Origin of the sequence: Candidatus Pristimantibacillus lignocellulolyticus, assembly GCA_023639215.1 — a bacterium.
Taxonomy (GTDB): Bacteria; Bacillota; Bacilli; order Paenibacillales; family Paenibacillaceae; genus Pristimantibacillus; species Pristimantibacillus lignocellulolyticus.
Map to the genome: position 1 here is coordinate 3608663 of CP097899.1, position 20200 is coordinate 3628862.

Below are 20200 nucleotides of genomic sequence, written 5' to 3' on the forward strand. Positions count from 1 at the left end.
AGTGCAATAACGAATAACTAAACTCATTCATTACAACTATAAATATTTATTGAAACGGAGGTGCCGCGCAATGAGCAACGGTGACATAATTGTCAGTTTGGACATCGGTACATCCAAAGTTCGAGCAATAATTGGCGAAGTAAATGATGGAACCATTAATATCATTGGTGTTGGTACAGCAGACTCTGAAGGCATTCGTAAAGGTGCTATTGTAGATATTGATCAAACGGTTCAGTCTATTAAAAATGCGATTGAACATGCTGAACGTATGGTGGATATTGAAATTTCAGAGGTATATGTTGGTATCCAAGGTAGTCATATTGGAGTACAAACGAATCATGGAGTAGTTGCAGTTTCTAACGAAGATCGTGAAATCGGTGAGGAAGATATCGATCGCGTTCTTCAAGCTGCAAAGGTAGTAACTTTACCTCCAGATCGTGAAATAATTAATCTTGTACCTAAGCAGTATGTAGTAGATGGACTAGAAGGAATTTCTGATCCTCGAGGAATGATAGGTGTTCGCTTAGAGGTAGAAGCTACAGTTATTACTGGTGCCAAATCTTCTGTACATAATCTAGTTAGATGTGTTGACAAAGCTGGTCTGAAAATTAACGGGGTTATCCTGTTAACGCTCGCATCAGGTGTAATGACATTGTCTAAAGATGAAAAATCAGCAGGTACTGTACTCGTTGATATCGGTGGTGGATCTACAACGATTGCTGTCTATGAAGATGGTGGTATATGTGCGATCTCTTCATTGCCAATTGGTGGTCAGTTTGTTACTAACGACATCGCTTATGGATTGCGTTCGCAAACGGATCATGCAGAAAAATTAAAATTAAAATTTGGTTGTGCTGTTGCAGATGATGCAGCTGACGAAGTAAAGTTCAAAGTTCCACGTATGGGTAGTAATATAGAAAAAGAATTTTCACAAAGAGATTTGGCTAGCATTATCGAACCACGTATGCAAGAAATATTCCAGCTAATTAAGCAGGAAGTTCACGCACTTGGTTATGGTGATAAAGTTGATGGATATGTATTAACAGGAGGATCAGTGTCTCTTCCGGGTACACTTGCATTAGCACAAGCGGAACTTGAAAGCAATGTAAGAATAGCTTCACCAGATTATATTGGAGTAAAAGATCCTTCTTATAGCAGCGGGGTAGGAATGATACAATACGTATCAAAGTACATGGGTGTACGAGGAGCTAGCACTACGAAGAAGGCTGTTAGTCGTAAAGGAAATTCTCCAGCTTCGTCAAAACCCCGAATGTTAGAACGCATTAAAAATATGTTTCAGGAATTTATTTGACGGGGGAGTCGTGTAGATGTTGGAATTTGACTTAGAACTAGAATCACTAGCGCAAATAAAAGTAATTGGTGTAGGTGGCGGCGGTAGTAACGCGGTTAACCGTATGATTGAGAATGGTGTAAAAGGTGTAGATTTTATAACAGTAAATACTGATGCGCAAGCATTACACCTAGCAAAATCTGAGCACAAACTGCAAATTGGTGATAAGCTAACTCGTGGTCTTGGTGCTGGTGCAAACCCTGAAGTAGGTAAAAAAGCTGCTGAAGAGTCTCGCGATCTAATTGCTAATCAGCTTAAAGGAGCCGATTTGGTATTCGTTACAGCTGGTATGGGCGGTGGTACAGGTACTGGTGCAGCACCTGTTATTGCTGAAATTGCTCGTGAGTGCGGCGCTTTAACAGTTGGTGTAGTTACTCGTCCATTTACTTTTGAAGGACGTAAACGTTTTGGACAAGCTGAACATGGTATCGACGCTCTAAAAGAAAAAGTAGATACACTAATCGTCATCCCTAATGATCGTCTATTAGAAATCGTAGATAAGAAAACTCCAATGCTTGAAGCATTCCGTGAAGCAGATAACGTACTACGTCAAGCAGTCCAAGGTATCTCTGATCTAATCATGGTTCCTGGTCTAATCAACCTTGACTTTGCAGATGTGAAAACAATTATGACTGAGCGTGGCTCAGCACTTATGGGAATTGGTATTGCCTCTGGTGAGAATCGTGCTGCGGAAGCTGCTCGTAAAGCTATTCAAAGTCCATTACTTGAAACATCTATCGATGGAGCTCGTGGTGTAATTATGAATATTACTGGTGGTAGTAATCTATCACTATATGAAGTGAATGAAGCAGCTGAAATCGTTATTTCTGCATCTGATCCAGATGTGAATATGATTTTCGGTGCGATCATTGATGAAGATCTTAAAGAAGAAATTAAAGTAACAGTTATTGCGACTGGTTTTGAAGCAAAACCTAGCGAACCAGCACCTCGTCGTCAAGCTGGTCAAAGCAATGATGCAGGCGAAGCGGGAAAGTCACAAGCGACGAAGCCTATTGGTACAAACCTTTCTAATGATTTAGAAATTCCTGCTTTTTTACGTCGCAAATAACAACTTAGTATAAACATATTAAAGGGCTATACACTTACAGTGATGTAAGTGTATAGCCCTTTTTCTAGTTTAGCAATCTAGTAATGACCGCTTTTTCCGACAAAAATAGAACTCTCATGCTGACATAAACAGACAGACTTTGGAGTATATATCCAATATACTGTTTTAGAAGTAATCGCTTGTTACTACAGGAAGAATGAGTTTTTATTGTAGTTGAAGGAAGGTATTACATGAAAGTATATCTAGACGTTCTGCTGCTACGAGAATTGTTAGTAGATGGAGTATTGTTGTTAACAACAGGGTGGATACGCGGTTATAAGCCTAAGGCTTGGCGTGTGCTACTTGCTGGCTCTGTCGGGGCGTTATATACGATGGCAATGGTCTTCCCTAGTCTCTCGTCTCTATACCATGTTTCGATTAAACTATTTGTCTCTATACTCATGATATACATTACATTCGGCTATTATTCATTACAATCTTTTTTAAGAGACATAATAAGCTTTTATATCGTTAGTTTTGTAGCAGCAGGAGGGATGATGGCACTATATTTTCTACTAATGAGAAGCTCTCAAGAAGTATGGGCAAATGTACTATTTATTGGTGGGACGGTTACAACTAAGCTACATATTGGGATTTTTTATTTGTTTGCTAGTTTTGCAATTGCACTTTTTATGTTTTCAAGCTTTGTAAGAAGTAAAAAGAAACATCAACTGATGCAATCTCATCTTGCTGAAGTAGAGGTAGATATCGAAGGTCAAATGTTTACATGCACTGGGCTAATTGATACAGGAAATCAATTATATGACCCACTTACAAAACACCCAGTTATGATTATCGAAGTATCAAAATTGGAAGATGCGTTACCCGCTAAATTTTTGAAAGCTTTAAAGCAAGGAGAAACGAATGATGCGTTAATGTTGTTGTCTACCGAACAACTTCAATTTCAATGGCAAGATCGAATTAGAATAATCCCCTTTCGGGGTGTGAATAAGGGTTCACAATTTCTATTAGCAATTAAGCCTGATTGTGTCAAAGTCAATCATGACGGCAAGAGCTTTGAAAGTATCAAAGTACTCATCGGTTTTGATGGAGGTCAGTTGAGTGGGGATGGGTCGTATCAGGCTATCATCCACCCCTCAATGGTCAGTGGGGGCGGGCTTTGATAACGATGACTGGTCTTCGTAGGTTATTCGACATCGAATATGAAGCGCTACTTGGGAAGTCCGGTACGCATGTACCTAATACGTACATTTGCGTTTCCTCCTTCCACAAATAGCACTCCATCTTCTTGGTTCTGAAAGCCCGCCTGCGGGACAGAGAGCAACGCAGGTAGGTTAATAATTATACCTAGATGCCAATGAAAAGTTTTAGTCTATGCTTTTTGATGTAACTTATCATTCTTATGAAGTTATAACGTGAAGCCAATGAAAAGTTTTAGGAGGAACAAACTATGATGCTGAAGTATAAGTTGTTAGCGCAAATTTCTTTTTATCGGTTGATGTTAAAATTAGGGTTAAAGAATGAGATGATCTACTATATTGGTGGTAGCGAAGCATTACCTCCACCATTAACACGTGAAGAAGAAGAGTACCTACTCCTCAAATTACCTTCTGGTGATGGTAGCATCCGTACGATTTTAATTGAACGAAATCTACGTCTAGTCGTATATATTGCCCGAAAATTTGAAAATACTGGAATTAATATTGAAGATCTTGTATCGATAGGTACGATTGGTCTTATTAAAGCAGTTAATACATTTGATCCAGAAAAGAAAATTAAACTAGCTACGTATGCTTCTCGTTGTATTGAAAATGAAATATTAATGTATTTGAGAAGAAATTCTAAGACGAGATCCGAAGTATCTTTCGATGAACCGTTAAACATTGATTGGGACGGTAATGAATTACTATTATCTGATGTGCTTGGTACAGAAAACGATACAATCTATCGTAATATCGAAGAACAGGTTGATCGAAAATTGTTACAGAAAGCACTTGAGAAGCTTTCTGATCGCGAACGCATTATTATGCAATTACGTTTTGGTCTTGCAGATGGAGAAGAAAAAACACAAAAAGATGTTGCGGATATGCTAGGCATATCTCAATCCTATATATCGAGACTAGAGAAACGAATTATTAAGCGATTGCGAAAAGAATTTAATAAAATGCTCTAAAATACATGATACTAACCTAAACAACCACAGTACATTTTGGATAGTGAAGCATACGCTATTAGTAGGAATCTTAATATGTCCGCATGCAATTATGAGGTATCTCCGTGTAAATATCTTCTTAGATCAGTCATGCGTACAATTCGAACCTCTATAGAATATGTTTAACCAAAAAAATGTGGCAGGGAGGTGTGTATTTCAGCTTATGCCTACTATCATGACTTCTGCAGAGCCAATTATGCTAAGCTATTTGAGCTTCCAACTAACCTTTTCAATGATCGAATTGCAAAGAGATCAACATTCCGTTGTAATAAAAACGAATGTTAAAAATACTGGAAAATATGAAGGTTCAATTTCGAGTAATAATTTTATGCTCGTATCGGATGGCAAGGAAGTGCTTCCTAATGTTAGTTATATTAGTGAAGAACATAAACATGGGATGATATGGGCCTGGAAGCGGTTAAAGCCTGAGGAACTCTGTACGGTTATCTTAAAATTCAATATTGACCCTAATTTATCCGAATATAATTTTAAATACAATTATAGGAAAATCACACAACTTATAAAGCGTTTTCAAATGCATGGTGACAATGAATAGAGCAATTTAAAGTGCGCTTAGCAGTCACAGAATCTTGTCGCAAATTGTCAAAACAGGAATAAAATCATTCCCCAAGGAGATAATGATCATTAATGTTTCTCCTTGGGAGGTAATGATATTGACCCGTAATAAAGTTGAAATCTGTGGCGTGGATACTGCTAAGCTACCAGTCCTAACAAATGTTGAAATGCGCGAATTATTCACTGGTCTACAAACTCGTAATGAATGGGGAGCGAGAGAGAAATTAGTTAATGGAAATCTAAGATTAGTTCTAAGTGTCATTCAACGTTTTAATAATAGGGGCGAATTTGTTGACGATTTATTTCAAGTCGGTTGTATTGGGTTAATGAAGGCAATCGATAATTTTGATCTAGGTCAAAATGTGAAATTTTCTACTTATGCTGTTCCAATGATTATTGGTGAAATCCGAAGGTATTTACGCGACAATAATCCGATTAGAGTTTCACGGAGTTTACGTGATATTGCCTATAAAGCTTTACAAGCGAGAGATAGTTTAACGAATAAGTTTGCGCGCGAACCGACCGTTATGGAAATTTCGCAAGTTCTTAATGTTCCGAAAGAAGATGTCGTTTTTGCATTAGATGCTATTCAAGACCCAGTATCTTTGTACGAGCCTATTTTCAACGATGGCGGCGATCCAATTTATGTGCTAGATCAAATTAGTGATGAGAAAAATAAAGATATTACATGGATTGAAGAAATCGCATTACGTGAGGCGATGCATCGCTTGAACGATCGTGAAAAAATGATCTTATCTATGCGGTTTTTTGAAGGGAAAACTCAGATGGAAGTAGCCGATGAAATCGGCATTTCACAAGCACAAGTATCGCGATTGGAAAAATCAGCAATTCAACAAATGCAAAAATATGTTAATGCCTAAAGTATAAAAATTGACGTCTACAGCTGTTTTGAGACTATTCGTGAATGGATTTGTAACCATATGTAATTGCAAAATACATAGGTTACGGCTACTTCATAAATGGATCTTGAAACAGCTTTTTCTTTGTACATTTGAACATTGAAATTCTATTTGGATTTGCCTTACAGTCAGATATACTTTAACTTTTACATACATATACTAAATGATCATAGCTTGTTAAAGGGGCGGATGAGTAGTATGAAAATATCTGATTTCCAATCCAAAGATGTTATAAATATTGTAGATGGCAAAAAGCTTGGGCATATTAGTGATATTGAATTAGATTTACGTCAAGGGAAAATCGATTCGATTGTTATTCCTCAAGTGCAACGCATGTTCGGTATATTTGGCACAGCCGGTTCAGAGATTGTTATTCCATGGCGCAATATTGTGAAAATCGGAACAGATGTCGTTCTTGTGCGAATGGAAGAAACGAGATCAGTTCGCGCAGAGGATGAGGATTTGCATGCTCGTATCTAACAAGTTAAACTTAAAGAGGTTGTTCAAAAAGTGAACTTTGATAACGATGATTAGGCTACCGTAGGTTACTCGACATCGAATATGAAGCGAACTTGGAAAGTACGGTTCGCATGTACCAATAACGTACACTTACGCTTCCGCCTTTCTCAAGTAACGCGTCATCTTCTTGGTTCTAAAAGCCCACTTTTTAAACCTTTATTGGAATTGGCTGTTCAAAATCGATGACTGTGATCACGCGGCTATACAACGTAGCCGAGTCGGTGTCGAATATGAAACTAGGAAATAATCTGAGGTGAGTGAGATGGAACCATTTGTTGCAGGTGTTGCATCGCATCAATTGTTACTCCAAAAATGGATGTTACAATGTGCGAATTTGACAACAGGATTTACGACTAGAATAGGGGGCTATAGCGATAAGCCATATGCCTCTTTCAATATAGGTTTACATGTTAATGATGAAGTAGAATCAGTTGTTCGTAATCGACAATTATTAACGGATAGTATTGGATGGGAATTTGATGCTTGGACGAATGCGGAGCAAGTACATGGCAATGTTGTCGTAAAAGTAACAGCTGAAGATCGTGGACGCGGTAGACTCTTAATGTCAGATGCGATTCAAGGTGCAGACGGAATAATTACGAACGAACCTAATATTTTGTTAACTTCATTTTATGCGGACTGTGTACCCTTATTGTTCTGGGATCCCGTTCATGAGGCAATTGGTTTAGCACATGCAGGGTGGAAAGGAACGGCTTCAGCCATAGCAAAAGAGATGGTTGAAGCAATGAATTTACATTTTGGAACAAAGCCAGATCAACTTATGGTAGCGATAGGACCATCCATTGATCAATGCTGCTATGAGGTAGATCAATACGTTGTAGACCAATTCGAAGCTTTATGGCAAAGACTTGAACTACAGGAAGATACGATTAATGGAGTAATTAGGCCTATTTCTGAGTCAAAGGCTTATATTAACTTGAAAGAAATCAACCGACAGATTATGATAAAAGCAGGAATATTGCCGACTCATATCGAATTAAGTAATTTATGTACTGGCTGTAGGACTGATATGTTCTTTAGCCATCGTATGGAAAATGGCTTAACAGGTAGAATGGCTAGTTGGATTGGCCTATCGAGAAAGGTGATCTATTAATGAGTATCAAAGATCGAATACACCATGTGCAGCAGACAATAACTCAAGCAACTTCTCGTGCAGGTAGAGAATCGGACGCTGTGAATGTCATTGGAGTAACAAAGTATGTTTCCGTAGCTAGAACCGTAGAAGCCGTGGAAGCAGGCGTGTTACATTTAGGTGAAAACCGTTGGCAAATTGCAAAAGACAAATGGGATTACATACATGAACATACAGGAGCGGGACAAGCAACTCCAACATGGCATTTTATTGGATCATTGCAACGTAATAAAGTGAAAGATATTGTTGGTAAGTTTCAGTACATTCATTCCTTAGATCGACTTTCGTTAGCAAAAGCGATCCAGGAGCAGGCTGAGAAGTTAGATACAACAGTTAAATGCTTTATTCAGGTCAATGTATCTGGAGAGCAGTCGAAGCAAGGAATGAATGCTGCTGAGGTATCGCTATTTTTGGAACAGCTACAAGAGTATCCACGCGTTTTACCAATTGGTTTAATGACTATGGCTCCATTTGAACTTGAGAAAGAGGAGACAAGGTTTGTTTTCCGTCGATTAAGAGAATTGCGTGATGAGCTGATTGCAAATGGGAATGGCAAGTGTACCGTAACTGAATTATCGATGGGAATGTCCAACGATTATGAAATTGCAATTGAAGAAGGAGCTACCTTTGTACGACTTGGCACAATATTAATTGGAACAGAGGAGGATGAATAATGAGTGTTATTAATAAGTTTATGAACTATTTCGGTTTACAAGAGGAAGAAGAGATTACGGAACGTGAACGTGTAGCTACACATGACGATCAAGAAGTTGAAACGAATCCATTCGAATCACGTAAACAATCAAGAAATCAACAGTTTTCTAATGTTGGTAACAATGTCGTAAGTCTACACACTCAGAAAAATACACGCATGGTTTTATGTGAGCCGAAGAGCTATGATGAGGCACAAGCCATTGCAGATGAAATTCGTAATCGCAGATCAGTTGTAGTAAACTTACAACGTGTTCAAAGTGAACTTGGCTTGCGCATCGTAGATTTCTTATCTGGAACAGTGTACGCACTTAGCGGCTCAATCTCTAAATTAGGACCAAATATCTATTTATGTGCTCCTGAGACAGTTGAAGTACAAGGTTCTATTACAGAATTGGCACATTTTGATAGATAAATGAAGACAGAATGAGGTGACATAAGTTTGTTGGTAGAATTCAAAAATATTGTAGAGCTACTATTTACAGTATACAATTACATGATTATTGCATACATTTTATTGTCGTGGTTTCCCAATGCAAGAAGCAGCTCGGTTGGTCAAATTCTAGGGAGGATTGTTGAGCCTTATCTATCTATTTTCCGTAGATTTATTCCGCCAATCGGAGGAATGCTAGATATCTCGCCAATCGTGGCATTTATCGCATTAGGCTTCATTAAATCAGGAGTCTTTTTCATCATCGAAGCAATTGCTGGATAAAATTAAAGGTGAGTGGATATGAAGGACGGATTTTATAGTCATTTCCATCCTGAAGAGAAGCCATTTGTTGATCGCGCACAAGAATGGATAGAACGGTCCGCTGAGCTACATGAGCTTAGACGGACCGATTTTTTAGATCCGAGACAACAATTTATTGTGACAACGATAGCTAATCGGATAGGATCAGTAAATATTAAATTCGATGGTGGTTACGATGATGCAGAACGTAAGCGTGCGATTATCGTACCAGATTACCGCGATGTGGAATACGAAGATGCAGATTTGAAAGTTCTTCAAGTCACTAGCCAAAGCGATAAGTTTCATGAATTAGATCATGGGGATTTCCTTGGAGCTTTAATTGGGCTCGGAATTAAGCGAGATCGAGTAGGAGATATTCATCAACATGATGATTTCTGTCATATCGTTGTTACATCAGAAATGGCACAATTCCTTGATATTGGTTTTAGGCAAGTACATCGCCTAAATGTATTAACGGATATCATCTCGATTGAACAACTACAACCTGTCGTGGCTAAGTTCGAGGAGTTGAGCTTTACTGTTGCATCTCTAAGATTAGACGGTATTGCTAGCGATGCTTACCGTGTAAGTCGAACTAAAATCGTTGATCCAATTAAGGCCGGTCGTTGCCGGGTAAATTGGCGAACAGAGGAAGATCCATCTAAGCAATTGAAAGAAGGCGACGTAGTTTCGATTAAAGGTATGGGTAGATTTAAAGTTGCTGAAGTTGATGGTGTAACTAAAAAGGGCAGAATTCGCGTGAAAATCAGTAAATTTATTTAGAGAATTTGCAGGAAATTGCTTATCGTTGTCGAATATGGTTTCATACATAGTTAGACAGTTTGGTTTGATTAGAAATGACCATAGGAGGTGCTCCAATGCCATTGACACCATTGGACATACATAATAAAGAGTTTTCACGTAGACTTCGTGGATATGACGAGGATGAAGTAAATGAATTCTTGGACCTAGTTATTAAAGATTATGAAGCACTTATCCGTGAAAATAAAGAAATGCAAAATCAAATGCTTACTTTGCAAGAGCGTTTGAATCATTTCTCTAATATTGAGGATACGTTAAGCAAAACGATTATTGTCGCACAAGAGGCTGCAGATGAAGTTCGAAGTAATGCGAAGAAAGAAGCTCAATTGATCGTGAAAGAAGCCGAGAAAAATGCTGATCGAATCGTAAATGAGTCTTTGAACAAATCACGTAAAGTTTCACTTGAAGTGGATGAACTGAAAAAACAAGCATCTATCTATCGCGCAAGATTCCGTACGCTAGTTGAAGCTCAATTAGAGTTGTTAGCAGAAGAATCATGGGATACGCTTAAATCAGATCGCCCTGAACCTGTTGTTCACGAATAGAGTTAGCTAGTAATGACCATACTTAGGGATAGTTAATTAATATCTTTATGAATGACATATCTAGAAAACCTTTAGCATATTTCAATTGACATTATGCTATCAATCAGCTATAAATATTGTTATAATCATTGATATTTATATTTGCAATTCGATGACGAGAACACGTTCATGTATGTACTGCCTCAGAGAGCCGATGGTTGGTGAAATTCGGTGCACGGACATAGATGGAATATCATCTCCGAGAAGCTATCCTGAACCTTATCTATCGATAAGTAATAAGGGTAGACGGGTTTTCCTCCGATATAAGGAATACGAATCAAGTATTCGTACCAAAGTGTCGTTCTGATCATTTATGCGCAAGTATAATCGTTTCAGAGCGGAACAAGGGTGGTAACGCGACTAACCTCGTCCCTTTCCATAGGGATGAGGTTTATTTTTTGTTTTTTGAGAATGAGAGGAGCTGTTCAAGTATGCAACGCGTAGACGTTAAAGAACGTGCACGTACTCGTGAGTTACGTGTATTAGCACAATGGCAAGAGCAAGATACTTTTAAGAAATCAATCGAAAATCGTGAAGGTAAACCGAATTTCGTATTTTATGAAGGACCTCCAACAGCGAATGGTAAGCCGCATATCGGTCATGTTCTAGGACGAGTAATCAAAGACTTTATTTGTCGTTACCGTACGATGTCTGGATATCGTGTCATCCGTAAAGCAGGCTGGGATACACATGGTCTACCTGTAGAACTTGGAGTTGAAAAAGAACTTGGTATTTCTGGGAAACAGGAGATTGAAGCATACGGTGTTGAGAAATTTATTACGAAATGTAAAGCCAGCGTATTTGAATATGAGAAGCAATGGCGTGAATTAACAGAAGCGATTGGTTACTGGACAGATATGGATAATCCATACATTACACTTGATAACAAATATATTGAAAGTGTATGGCATATTCTTTCCAAAATTCATGAAAAAGGGCTATTGTATCGTGGACACCGTGTAAGTCCTTATTGCCCATGTTGTCAAACAACATTAAGCTCTCATGAAGTAGCACAAGGCTATGAAGATGTGAAGGATTTGAGTGCGACTGCTAAGTTTAAGCTGACGGATAGCGACGAATTTATTCTAGCCTGGACTACAACACCTTGGACATTGCCTGCCAATGTAGCGTTAGCAGTTAATCCAGAGCTTGATTATGTTCGCGTAGCTAAAGATGGCGAAGTGTATATCGTTGCAGCCAACCTAGTTGAATCAGTTATGAAAGAAGATTTCAAAGTGCTTAGCACATTGAAAGGAAGTGAGCTAGTAGGTCGTAGCTACTTACCTCCGTTCAACTATGTATCAATCGAAAAAGGTCATTTAGTAATTCCAGGTGACTTTGTAAGTGACTCTAGCGGTACCGGTATCGTTCATATCGCACCTGCTCATGGTGAAGATGATTACCGTGTTGCCCGTGCTAATGGTATAAGTATGTTAGCAGTAGTAAACAATGCAGGACGTTACATCGACGAGATTACTGATCTAGCTGGTCGCTTCGTTAAAGATTGCGATGTAGATATCGTGAAAATGCTAAGTGAAAAAGGACTATTGTTCTCTAAAGAACGTTATGAACATAGCTATCCATTCTGCTGGCGTTGTAAGTCTCCACTTCTGTACTATGCAACAGAAAGCTGGTTTATCGAAACAACTGCTGTAAAAGATCAATTGATTGCTAACAATGCTGGAGTAGAATGGTATCCAGGCCACCTTCGTGAAGGACGCTTTGGTAAGTTCCTTGAGGATCTAGTCGACTGGAATATTAGTCGTAATCGTTACTGGGGTACTCCACTGAACGTATGGATTTGTGAAGAGACTGGCAAGCAATATGCGCCAAGTAGCATCGCTGATCTACGCGCGCGTGCTGTAGACTTCGTACCAGAAGATATTGAACTACACAAACCTTATGTAGATGAGATTTTACTGAAGAGCCCATTTGCTGAAGGTGCAGTAATGAGACGTACTTCTGAAGTTATTGATGTATGGTTCGACAGCGGTTCTATGCCGTTTGCACAACAACATTATCCATTTGGCGACAATGCGAAATTCGAAGATCAATATCCTGCTGATATTATTTGTGAAGGAATTGACCAAACTCGCGGGTGGTTCTATAGCTTATTAGCAGTTTCTACGCTCTTCAATGGTAAAGCGCCATATAAAGCAGTTCTTTCTACAGGTCATATTCTTGATGAGAATGGGCAAAAAATGTCCAAATCTAAAGGAAATGTTATCGATCCATGGGAAATCATCGAAGAATTTGGTACAGATGCATTCCGTTGGGCTTTGCTTGCAGACAGCGCCCCTTGGAATAGTAAACGTTTCTCTAAAGGTATTGTAGCTGAAGCGAAATCTAAAGTTATTGATACAATTGTAAATACTCATGCATTCTATGCGTTATATGCTTCTATTGATGGTTTCAATCATGAAGAGCATGCAACAGTAGCATCTACGAATAAATTAGATCGTTGGGTTATTTCTCGTCTAAACACGCTAATTAAAACGGTATCTAAAGGACTTGAAGTTAATGACTTCTTAAATCCTGCAAGATCAATTGAAGTATTCGTTGATGAATTGAGTAACTGGTATATTCGTCGTTCGCGTGATCGTTTCTGGGGAAGTGGTCTTACAGAAGATAAAGTAGCGGCTTATCAAACATTACGTCATGTTCTTCTTACACTATCTCAAGTGATCGCACCATATACACCGTTACTTGCTGAAGATGTATGGGGCAATCTTGGTGGCGTAGAAAGTGTTCATCTTGGAGATTATCCGGTAGCAGATGAAAGCCTAATTGATACAGAGCTTGAGCGCGATATGGAAAGCTCGAAAGTCATCGTGGAGCTTGCGCGAAATGTTCGTAACGAAACGGGTATCAAAACTCGTCAACCACTTTCTGAGCTAATCGTTTCTCTAGATCGTGAATTTGAAGTGACTTCTTATGAAGACATTATTAAAGACGAGATCAATGTTAAAAATATTGTTGTCCAAAATTCTGACAGCGGCTTTGTAGATTTCAGTTTGAAATTGAATCTTAAAGTAGCGGGACGTAAATTTGGTAAACAAGTTTCTCCGATTCAGAATACACTTAAAGAAATGTCTGCTGAAGAAACGCGTGCTATCGTTAATAGTGGTAACTATACGTTCACGACAGAAGAAGGCGAGACTTTAGAAGTTACACTTGATGAATTGCTTGTTGAGAAAAAAGCAAAATCAGGATTCGCTTCCGCTTCTGGTAATGGTGTGACTGTAGCGCTTAATACAGACATTACGGAAGAGCTAGAACAAGAGGGTTGGGTTCGTGAAGTTATTCGCGCGGTGCAAGATACTCGTAAGAAGTTAGACCTTCCAATTGAAAAACGTATCGATCTAGTATTGCATGTTGATCATGATTTGCAATCTGCTTTACAGAGATTTGATCAGTTGCTGCAAGAAAATCTTCTTGTTCAATCTGTTTCATTTGCTGAAAAAGCGGGTATGGAGATTGTACAACTCGGCGATAAATCGATAGGCATTTTCATTAACAAATAAGGACATATTAATAAAAGCCCGCGTGCCTAGGTGGCTAGCGGGCTTTATTATAAGGTAGTTCAAAACGTCCACTTGTGATCATGATGAATTGCGTTGTAGCTTATTCAACTACGAAGCTGGCATTCATCGAAAGCCTGCGATGCTCGTGTACCAAGTACGTACACTGTGCTTCTCATTTCCTAGCTTCATGTCACCTTCTTGATGCTGACAAGCGAACATTTTAAACTTTTATTGTAAGGTAGTTCAAAACGTCCACTTGTGATCATGATGAATCGCGTTGTAGCTTATTCAACTACGAAGCTGGCATTCATCGAAAGCCTGCGATGCTCGTGTACCAAGTACGTACACTGTGCTTCTCATTTCCTAGCTTCAGGTCACCTTCTTGATGCTGACAAGCGAACATTTTAAACTTTTATTGTAAGGTAGTTCAAAACGTCCACTTGTGATCATGATGAATCGCGTTGTAGCTTATTCAACTACGAAGCTGGCATTCATCGGAAGCCTGCGATGCTCGTGTACCAAGTACGTCCACTGTGCTTCTCATTTCCTAGCTTCATGTCACTTCTTGATGCTGACAAGCGAACATTTTAAACTTTTATTGTAAGGTAGTTCAAAACGTCCACTTGTGATCATGATGAATCGCGTTGTAGCTTATTCAACTACGAAGCTGGCATTCATCGAAAGCCTGCGATGCTCGTGTACCAAGTACGTACACTGTGCTTCTCATTTCCTAGCTTCAGGTCACCTTCTTGATGCTGACAAGCGAACGTTTTAAACTTTTATTGTAAGGTAGTTCAAAACGTCCACTTGTGATCATGATGAATTGATTTTATATAAAATGGAAAAACCGAATGATAAGGAGGAGTAACAATGACAAAACCTGATGATGATGAGCTATCCAAGTTAAAGCAATCTCTCGATGCAATAGAGGAACGGCTAGTCAAAGTTACGAATGACCTTGAACGCACACAAATAGCAGATTACGTAACCCTTATGAATCGACCATTTAAGTTATTATGGCGTAATTTTATGGGTGGAATTGCTAGAGGTGTAGGCTCAGCTGTTGGATTGGCGTTCTTTGCGACGTTTATTGTTTGGCTGCTTCAAGCATTAGGCGCCCTTAATTTGCCGATTATTGGTGACTACATTGCTGATATCGTAAGAATTGTTCAGAAGCAAATAGAATAACTGCAATGAGTTTATATTAATTCCAGATCTTCGTCGCCTTCATGAGCTTTCATATACTCTTGATATGCTGCATTACGTACAATATGAACATGTGATCCAGTTATATCAGTAGCAACAAAACTTTCTAATGGTTCTACATATCCATGAAGCTCCTCATTGATTTCAGCTGCGAATTCAGTATCAAGCATTTGTGAGTTTTGAGCCAGATTACTATTTCCGTAGTCCCACAAAGCCTGACTCATATCTTCACCATCGAATCCGGTGTAGTCTTCGTCGTCGTAGTTGAGTCGAGTAAATGCTAATGGTTCGTATTCGTATTGAGGGTTAGCGACATGGTTTGCATTTGCATGTTGCTGACAGTAAAGTGTCTCGGGTATAGCTTCTAATCTTTCTGTATCTATTGCAGATTGACAGGTTACGCAACTTCCGTAATTTCCTGATTCAATTCGGTTCAATGCATCATCAATTTGTGTAAGTTGACGTAATTGCGCTTGAGCGAAAGACTTATCGCGTTCTTGTTCATATAATTCAGTTGCTTGATCTGCTGGATGGTTATCATACATTGATAATTCAGCATCTACATTACTCTGACTACTTATTGGAGATGTTTCAGCGTACGTTTGTTGTTGCTGAATAATACTGTTTTTATCTTCAAGCAAAATAGAACGGAAATGCTGCAGTTGTTGCGATGTAAGAGTTGATTTCACGTATTGCACCACCATTTCGTTTTATGGAATGGTTATATTGTTTGCTAAATGTATGTATTTCAGTACGAACAATCTTTGGGATAAGAGATTATTAACCCCATCTTGAAGAAGTAATGTAAAACTAGATTGTAAAAGTTGGATGTGCTACACTTATTTTGGACAGTACATGAAAAGTTAGGTTTATTCTTACGAATTAACTTTTCAACCGCAAGAAGTTAAGCCAATGAAGGACATGAAAAGTTTTAGTATATGCTTACGAAGTGACTTTTCATTTGCAAGAAGTTAAGCCGTTAAAGAACATGAAAAGTTTTAGGAGTGGGAGAATGCGATTTTATTATTATGTTATTGCAGTAGTCGTTTTGATTTTGGATTTTATATCCAAAAAATGGATTGTTAATAATATGAAGATTGGTGATCATTTTAGTGTGATTGGTGATTTCTTTCAAATTACTTCTCATCGAAATCGTGGCGCAGCATTCGGGATACTGCAAGATCAACGAGTATTTTTCATTATCATTACTATTGTCATTGTTGGAGCAATTATTTGGTATGCTCAATCCGTTCGTAAAAGTGGAAGTGTATTGTTATTATCTGGATTAGGACTAGTACTTGGTGGCGCTATTGGTAACTTTATTGATCGTGCACGCTTTGGAGAAGTTGTTGACTTCTTTAAATTTAATTTTGGTAGTTATACATTCCCGATTTTCAATGTTGCAGATTCTGCAATTGTAGTTGGGGTAATTCTTATTATGCTTGATACGCTTCTAAGCATAAAAGAAGAGCAGAAAGGCAAGGTAGCCGTAGAAAATGAGTAACATTATAGAACAACAAGAGAATTACGAGTTTATCGCTAATGATGAGGCTCAAGGAATACGTATCGATAAATTTATAACGGATGCGATTGAAAATGCAGCAATTTCACGTACCCAAGTGCAAGAGTGGATAAAAACAGCTCATGTACAAGTAAATGGAGCAATTATTAAAAGTAACTATAAAGTTCAAGAAAACGATACGATAACTGTACGAGTACCAGAAACTCAAGCTTTAGAAATTATAGCTGAAAATATTCCATTAGAAGTTATTTATGAGGACAGAGATGTCATTGTAATTAATAAGCCTCGTGGTATGGTGGTGCATCCTGCGCCAGGTCATCCTAATGGTACGTTAGTCAATGCGCTCATGCACCATTGTAAAGATCTCTCGGGTATTAATGGCGTGTTACGTCCGGGTATTGTCCATCGTATTGATCGTGATACGACAGGATTATTGATGGTAGCCAAAAATGATCTAGCACATGTCTCTCTTGCGGAACAATTGAAGGAACATTCGGTTACAAGACGTTACACTGCACTTGTACATGGTAATATGCCACATGATTCTGGTTCAATAGATGCACCAATTGGACGTGATAGTAACGATCGTAAATTATATACGGTAACGGATGTTAATGCGAAGGATGCCATTACACATTTCACAGTGATTGAACGAATTGGTGGGGATTACACAGTTGTTGAGTTACAACTCGAGACTGGTCGTACGCATCAGATTCGTGTGCATATGAAATATATTGGTTATCCATTAGCTGGTGATCCTGTATATGGACGTAATAAAACAATTCCGTTAAAAGGACAAGCACTTCATGCTGGTATTCTTGGTTTCACGCATCCTCGCACAGGCGAACGATTACAGTTTGAAGTACCATTGCCGAATGATTTTATTGAAATATTAACGAATTTGCGATCCCGTTAGAACGCAAGTGTTCAAGACTGTATACAAACTAGAAGAATTTCTTCTAGTTTGTATACAGTCTTTTTATTTCAATGTTATATTTTGCGATAAATGATGAAATGTTTTTAATTTAATATATTACAAATTATTAGATTTTTCTTGTTCAACAAATATTAAAACCTGCAATATGTACAAACAATTGATTACATTCTGCATTATGTTTTAATTCGATTTACGCTATCCTTATACATAACGAAAAGATACGAAAAGGATCGGTGATTGAGTATGACAACAATGAACCAGCATTTTCTAGAGCTACAAGGTAGCTATTTATTTTCAGAAGTAGCTAAACGTAGAACGAAATATATGGAACAAAATCCACAAGCAGATGTTATTAGTCTAGGAATTGGTGATGTTACGAGAGGACTTCCGCAAGCAGTTATTAAAGCGATGCATGCTGCTGTTGATGATATGGTTAATGTAGAAACATTTAAAGGATATGGTCCTGAACAAGGATATTCCTTCTTGATTAATGAGATTATTGCTAATGATTATAGAGCTCGGGGAGTAGAGCTCAATAATGATGAAGTGTTTTTAAGCGATGGTTCGAAATGTGATGTTGGTAATATTCAAGAAATTTTTAGTAGCGATAGTATTGTAGCTGTACAAGATCCTGTATATCCTGTTTATGTCGATACGAATGTCATGGCTGGACGTGCTGGAGCATTTATTAATGATATGGGTCGTTATGAAAAAATTGTCTACTTGGATTGTTCGGCAGAGAATGACTTCAAACCAAGTCTTCCTACTCAAAAAGTTGACTTAATCTACTTATGCTATCCAAATAATCCTACTGGTATGACATTAACAAAAGAAGAACTTAAAGTATGGGTCGATTATGCGATCGAAAACAACTGCATTATTTTATTCGATTCTGCGTATGAGGCTTTTATTACTGAAGATAATGTACCTCATAGCATTTATGAGATCGAAGGGGCCAAAAAAGTTGCGATTGAATTCCGTAGCTTCTCTAAAACTGCTGGATTTACTGGTATCCGTTGTGCGTATACTGTTGTACCGAAAGAAATTCAAGGTCGTGACGTGAATGGTAATGCAGTTAGTGTTAATGAGTTATGGAATAGACGTCATACTACGAAATTCAATGGTGTATCATATGTGACACAAAAGGGTGCAGAAGCGATTTATTCTCCAGAAGGTAAAGCTCAAATAAGAGAATTAGTCGATTATTACATGACGAATGCAGCTATGATTCGTGATGGTCTACGTGAAGCGGGCTTCTCAGTATTTGGCGGAGTAAACGCGCCTTACATTTGGTTGAAAACACCAGAGGGGTATAACTCATGGAGTTTCTTCGACTACTTATTAAGTGAAGCTAATATTGTGGGAACACCGGGAGTTGGATTTGGTCAATGCGGCGAGGGTTACTTCCGATTAACTGCTTTCGGTAGTCGTGAGAACACAGAACGTGCAATCGAACGTATTAAACAGCTTAGTCTTTAATATATAATGAATTTATTACATCAATAATTTGATGTTCACACATTAACAGACACTGCATACCTTATTTGTTCAAGGTCGACTACATTTCGTCGATTTGAAACAAGGTATCAGATGTCTGTTTTTATGTCGATAAATATAAGTTGCTCCAATTTTGTACGTATTGATATAATCATAATAAATTTTCATAAAGGGGTATTGTACGAGATGAGAGTAAAATTAGAAGGGATTACTGTATTATCGAATGATGTCCTTGGTTTAGCACGTTTTTATCGTGAAGTAATTGGGTTTACTATCGTTATTGAGGAAGATCATTATGTAGAATTTGAGAATAGCGGAGTTCGCTTTGCAATATGCTCGAAACCTTTAATGGCTGATAATACTAACGGGCATCCTTCTTTTAAAGAAATACATAGTGGGCAAGCCTTTGAACTCAATTTTCAATGTGAATCTACACAAGTTGCTCATGAGCTTTATCGTGATTTCGTCTCCAAAGGAGCTACTCCGATTGCAGAACCAGTAACAAAGTCTTGGGGTCATACAACGGGGTTCTTTGCCGATCCTGAAGGTAACATTCATTCTATTTTTGCGGAAAATAAAGATCTTAGTAATTGAGAAGCCAACACTAGATAAATTGATTCAGAAGTATACGCTGAGATCAATTTGTTTTCTTCAATGCTTCTGCTTTCTGTAAGTTCTCAAAACGTAGTAATCTGTATTATCAAATATGCTGCGGTTCTCTTGACATATCATGTCGAACATGGGATAATTATTTCAATACAGATGTACCTTTAATTCAGCCCCGTGAGGCTGGCAAGGTAACGTGAAGTAAGGCTAATAGGTGAATTGTGTCCAACATACGCTCCTCGATGAAGGAAGCACTAT

At 38.3% G+C, this 20200-nt stretch carries 20 protein-coding genes and 1 other annotated feature; of the genes, 19 read left to right on the top strand and 1 reads right to left on the bottom strand.

Annotated features, from left to right (window positions below):
- The first annotated feature begins 70 nt into the window (after nucleotides 1–70).
- From ftsA to NAG76_15315, 15 genes are all read left to right on the top strand, one after another.
- Nucleotides 71–1312 carry a cell division protein FtsA gene (gene ftsA / locus NAG76_15245; protein URN93186.1) on the top strand — a complete coding sequence of 414 codons (1242 nt, stop codon included), beginning with the start codon at nucleotides 71–73 and terminating at the stop codon, nucleotides 1310–1312.
- 16 nt (nucleotides 1313–1328) lie between these two features.
- On the top strand, nucleotides 1329–2420 hold the full coding sequence (gene ftsZ, locus NAG76_15250) for a cell division protein FtsZ (protein URN93187.1): 1092 nt from the start codon (nucleotides 1329–1331) through the stop codon (nucleotides 2418–2420).
- 230 nt (nucleotides 2421–2650) lie between these two features.
- Complete coding sequence (gene spoIIGA / locus NAG76_15255; GenBank protein ID URN93188.1) at nucleotides 2651–3583, top strand: sigma-E processing peptidase SpoIIGA; 933 nt, start codon at nucleotides 2651–2653, stop codon at nucleotides 3581–3583.
- 287 nt (nucleotides 3584–3870) lie between these two features.
- Nucleotides 3871–4593 (top strand): RNA polymerase sporulation sigma factor SigE, encoded by a 723-nt coding sequence (gene sigE, locus NAG76_15260; protein ID URN93189.1) that lies wholly within the window; start codon nucleotides 3871–3873, stop codon nucleotides 4591–4593.
- Nucleotides 4594–4795: 202 nt separating this feature from the next.
- Nucleotides 4796–5188: a DUF4352 domain-containing protein gene (locus NAG76_15265; protein ID URN93190.1), complete on the top strand. Its 393-nt coding sequence runs from the start codon at nucleotides 4796–4798 to the stop codon at nucleotides 5186–5188.
- Between the two features lie 118 nt (nucleotides 5189–5306).
- Nucleotides 5307–6089, top strand: coding sequence for an RNA polymerase sporulation sigma factor SigG (gene sigG, locus NAG76_15270; GenBank protein URN93191.1), 783 nt, complete (start codon nucleotides 5307–5309; stop codon nucleotides 6087–6089).
- 237 nt (nucleotides 6090–6326) lie between these two features.
- Nucleotides 6327–6608: a YlmC/YmxH family sporulation protein gene (locus tag NAG76_15275; protein ID URN93192.1), complete on the top strand. Its 282-nt coding sequence runs from the start codon at nucleotides 6327–6329 to the stop codon at nucleotides 6606–6608.
- 301 nt (nucleotides 6609–6909) lie between these two features.
- Entirely contained in the window at nucleotides 6910–7761 is an 852-nt protein-coding gene (pgeF, locus tag NAG76_15280; GenBank protein ID URN93193.1) for a peptidoglycan editing factor PgeF, read from the top strand.
- Nucleotides 7761–8474: a YggS family pyridoxal phosphate-dependent enzyme gene (locus NAG76_15285; protein ID URN93194.1), complete on the top strand. Its 714-nt coding sequence runs from the start codon at nucleotides 7761–7763 to the stop codon at nucleotides 8472–8474. Before pgeF ends, NAG76_15285 begins: the two co-directional genes overlap by 1 nt.
- The gene (gene sepF / locus NAG76_15290) at nucleotides 8474–8926 is read left to right on the top strand and encodes a cell division protein SepF (GenBank protein URN93195.1); all 453 of its coding nucleotides are present in this window, start codon (nucleotides 8474–8476) and stop codon (nucleotides 8924–8926) included. The genes NAG76_15285 and sepF overlap by 1 nt, the downstream gene beginning before the upstream one ends.
- A gap of 81 nt (nucleotides 8927–9007) precedes the next feature.
- The gene (locus NAG76_15295; protein URN96853.1) at nucleotides 9008–9226 is read left to right on the top strand and encodes a YggT family protein; all 219 of its coding nucleotides are present in this window, start codon (nucleotides 9008–9010) and stop codon (nucleotides 9224–9226) included.
- 18 nt (nucleotides 9227–9244) lie between these two features.
- Nucleotides 9245–10027 carry a YlmH/Sll1252 family protein gene (locus NAG76_15300; GenBank protein ID URN93196.1) on the top strand — a complete coding sequence of 261 codons (783 nt, stop codon included), beginning with the start codon at nucleotides 9245–9247 and terminating at the stop codon, nucleotides 10025–10027.
- Between the two features lie 95 nt (nucleotides 10028–10122).
- The gene (locus NAG76_15305; protein ID URN93197.1) at nucleotides 10123–10611 is read left to right on the top strand and encodes a DivIVA domain-containing protein; all 489 of its coding nucleotides are present in this window, start codon (nucleotides 10123–10125) and stop codon (nucleotides 10609–10611) included.
- Nucleotides 10612–10753: 142 nt separating this feature from the next.
- Nucleotides 10754–11027, top strand: a binding site (T-box leader).
- 54 nt (nucleotides 11028–11081) lie between these two features.
- Complete coding sequence (gene ileS, locus NAG76_15310) at nucleotides 11082–14174, top strand: isoleucine--tRNA ligase (GenBank protein URN93198.1); 3093 nt, start codon at nucleotides 11082–11084, stop codon at nucleotides 14172–14174.
- An 870-nt stretch (nucleotides 14175–15044) separates the two neighbouring features.
- A complete protein-coding gene (locus NAG76_15315) occupies nucleotides 15045–15362 on the top strand; it encodes a DUF5665 domain-containing protein (protein ID URN93199.1) in 318 nt (105 codons plus the stop codon).
- Nucleotides 15363–15373: 11 nt separating this feature from the next.
- Here NAG76_15315 and NAG76_15320 read toward each other — a convergent pair whose 3' ends face one another.
- Nucleotides 15374–16069 (bottom strand): molecular chaperone DnaK, encoded by a 696-nt coding sequence (locus tag NAG76_15320; protein URN93200.1) that lies wholly within the window; start codon nucleotides 16067–16069, stop codon nucleotides 15374–15376.
- A 323-nt stretch (nucleotides 16070–16392) separates the two neighbouring features.
- Here NAG76_15320 and lspA point away from each other — a divergent pair, with 323 nt between their 5' ends.
- From lspA to NAG76_15340, 4 genes are all read left to right on the top strand, one after another.
- Nucleotides 16393–16884, top strand: a complete 492-nt coding sequence (gene lspA / locus NAG76_15325; protein URN93201.1) for a signal peptidase II — start codon at nucleotides 16393–16395, stop codon at nucleotides 16882–16884.
- The gene (locus NAG76_15330) at nucleotides 16877–17818 is read left to right on the top strand and encodes an RluA family pseudouridine synthase (protein ID URN93202.1); all 942 of its coding nucleotides are present in this window, start codon (nucleotides 16877–16879) and stop codon (nucleotides 17816–17818) included. Before lspA ends, NAG76_15330 begins: the two co-directional genes overlap by 8 nt.
- A 264-nt stretch (nucleotides 17819–18082) precedes the next feature.
- Entirely contained in the window at nucleotides 18083–19318 is a 1236-nt protein-coding gene (locus NAG76_15335) for an LL-diaminopimelate aminotransferase (GenBank protein URN93203.1), read from the top strand.
- A gap of 204 nt (nucleotides 19319–19522) precedes the next feature.
- Nucleotides 19523–19930, top strand: a complete 408-nt coding sequence (locus NAG76_15340; GenBank protein ID URN93204.1) for a VOC family protein — start codon at nucleotides 19523–19525, stop codon at nucleotides 19928–19930.
- Nucleotides 19931–20200: the final 270 nt, after the last annotated feature.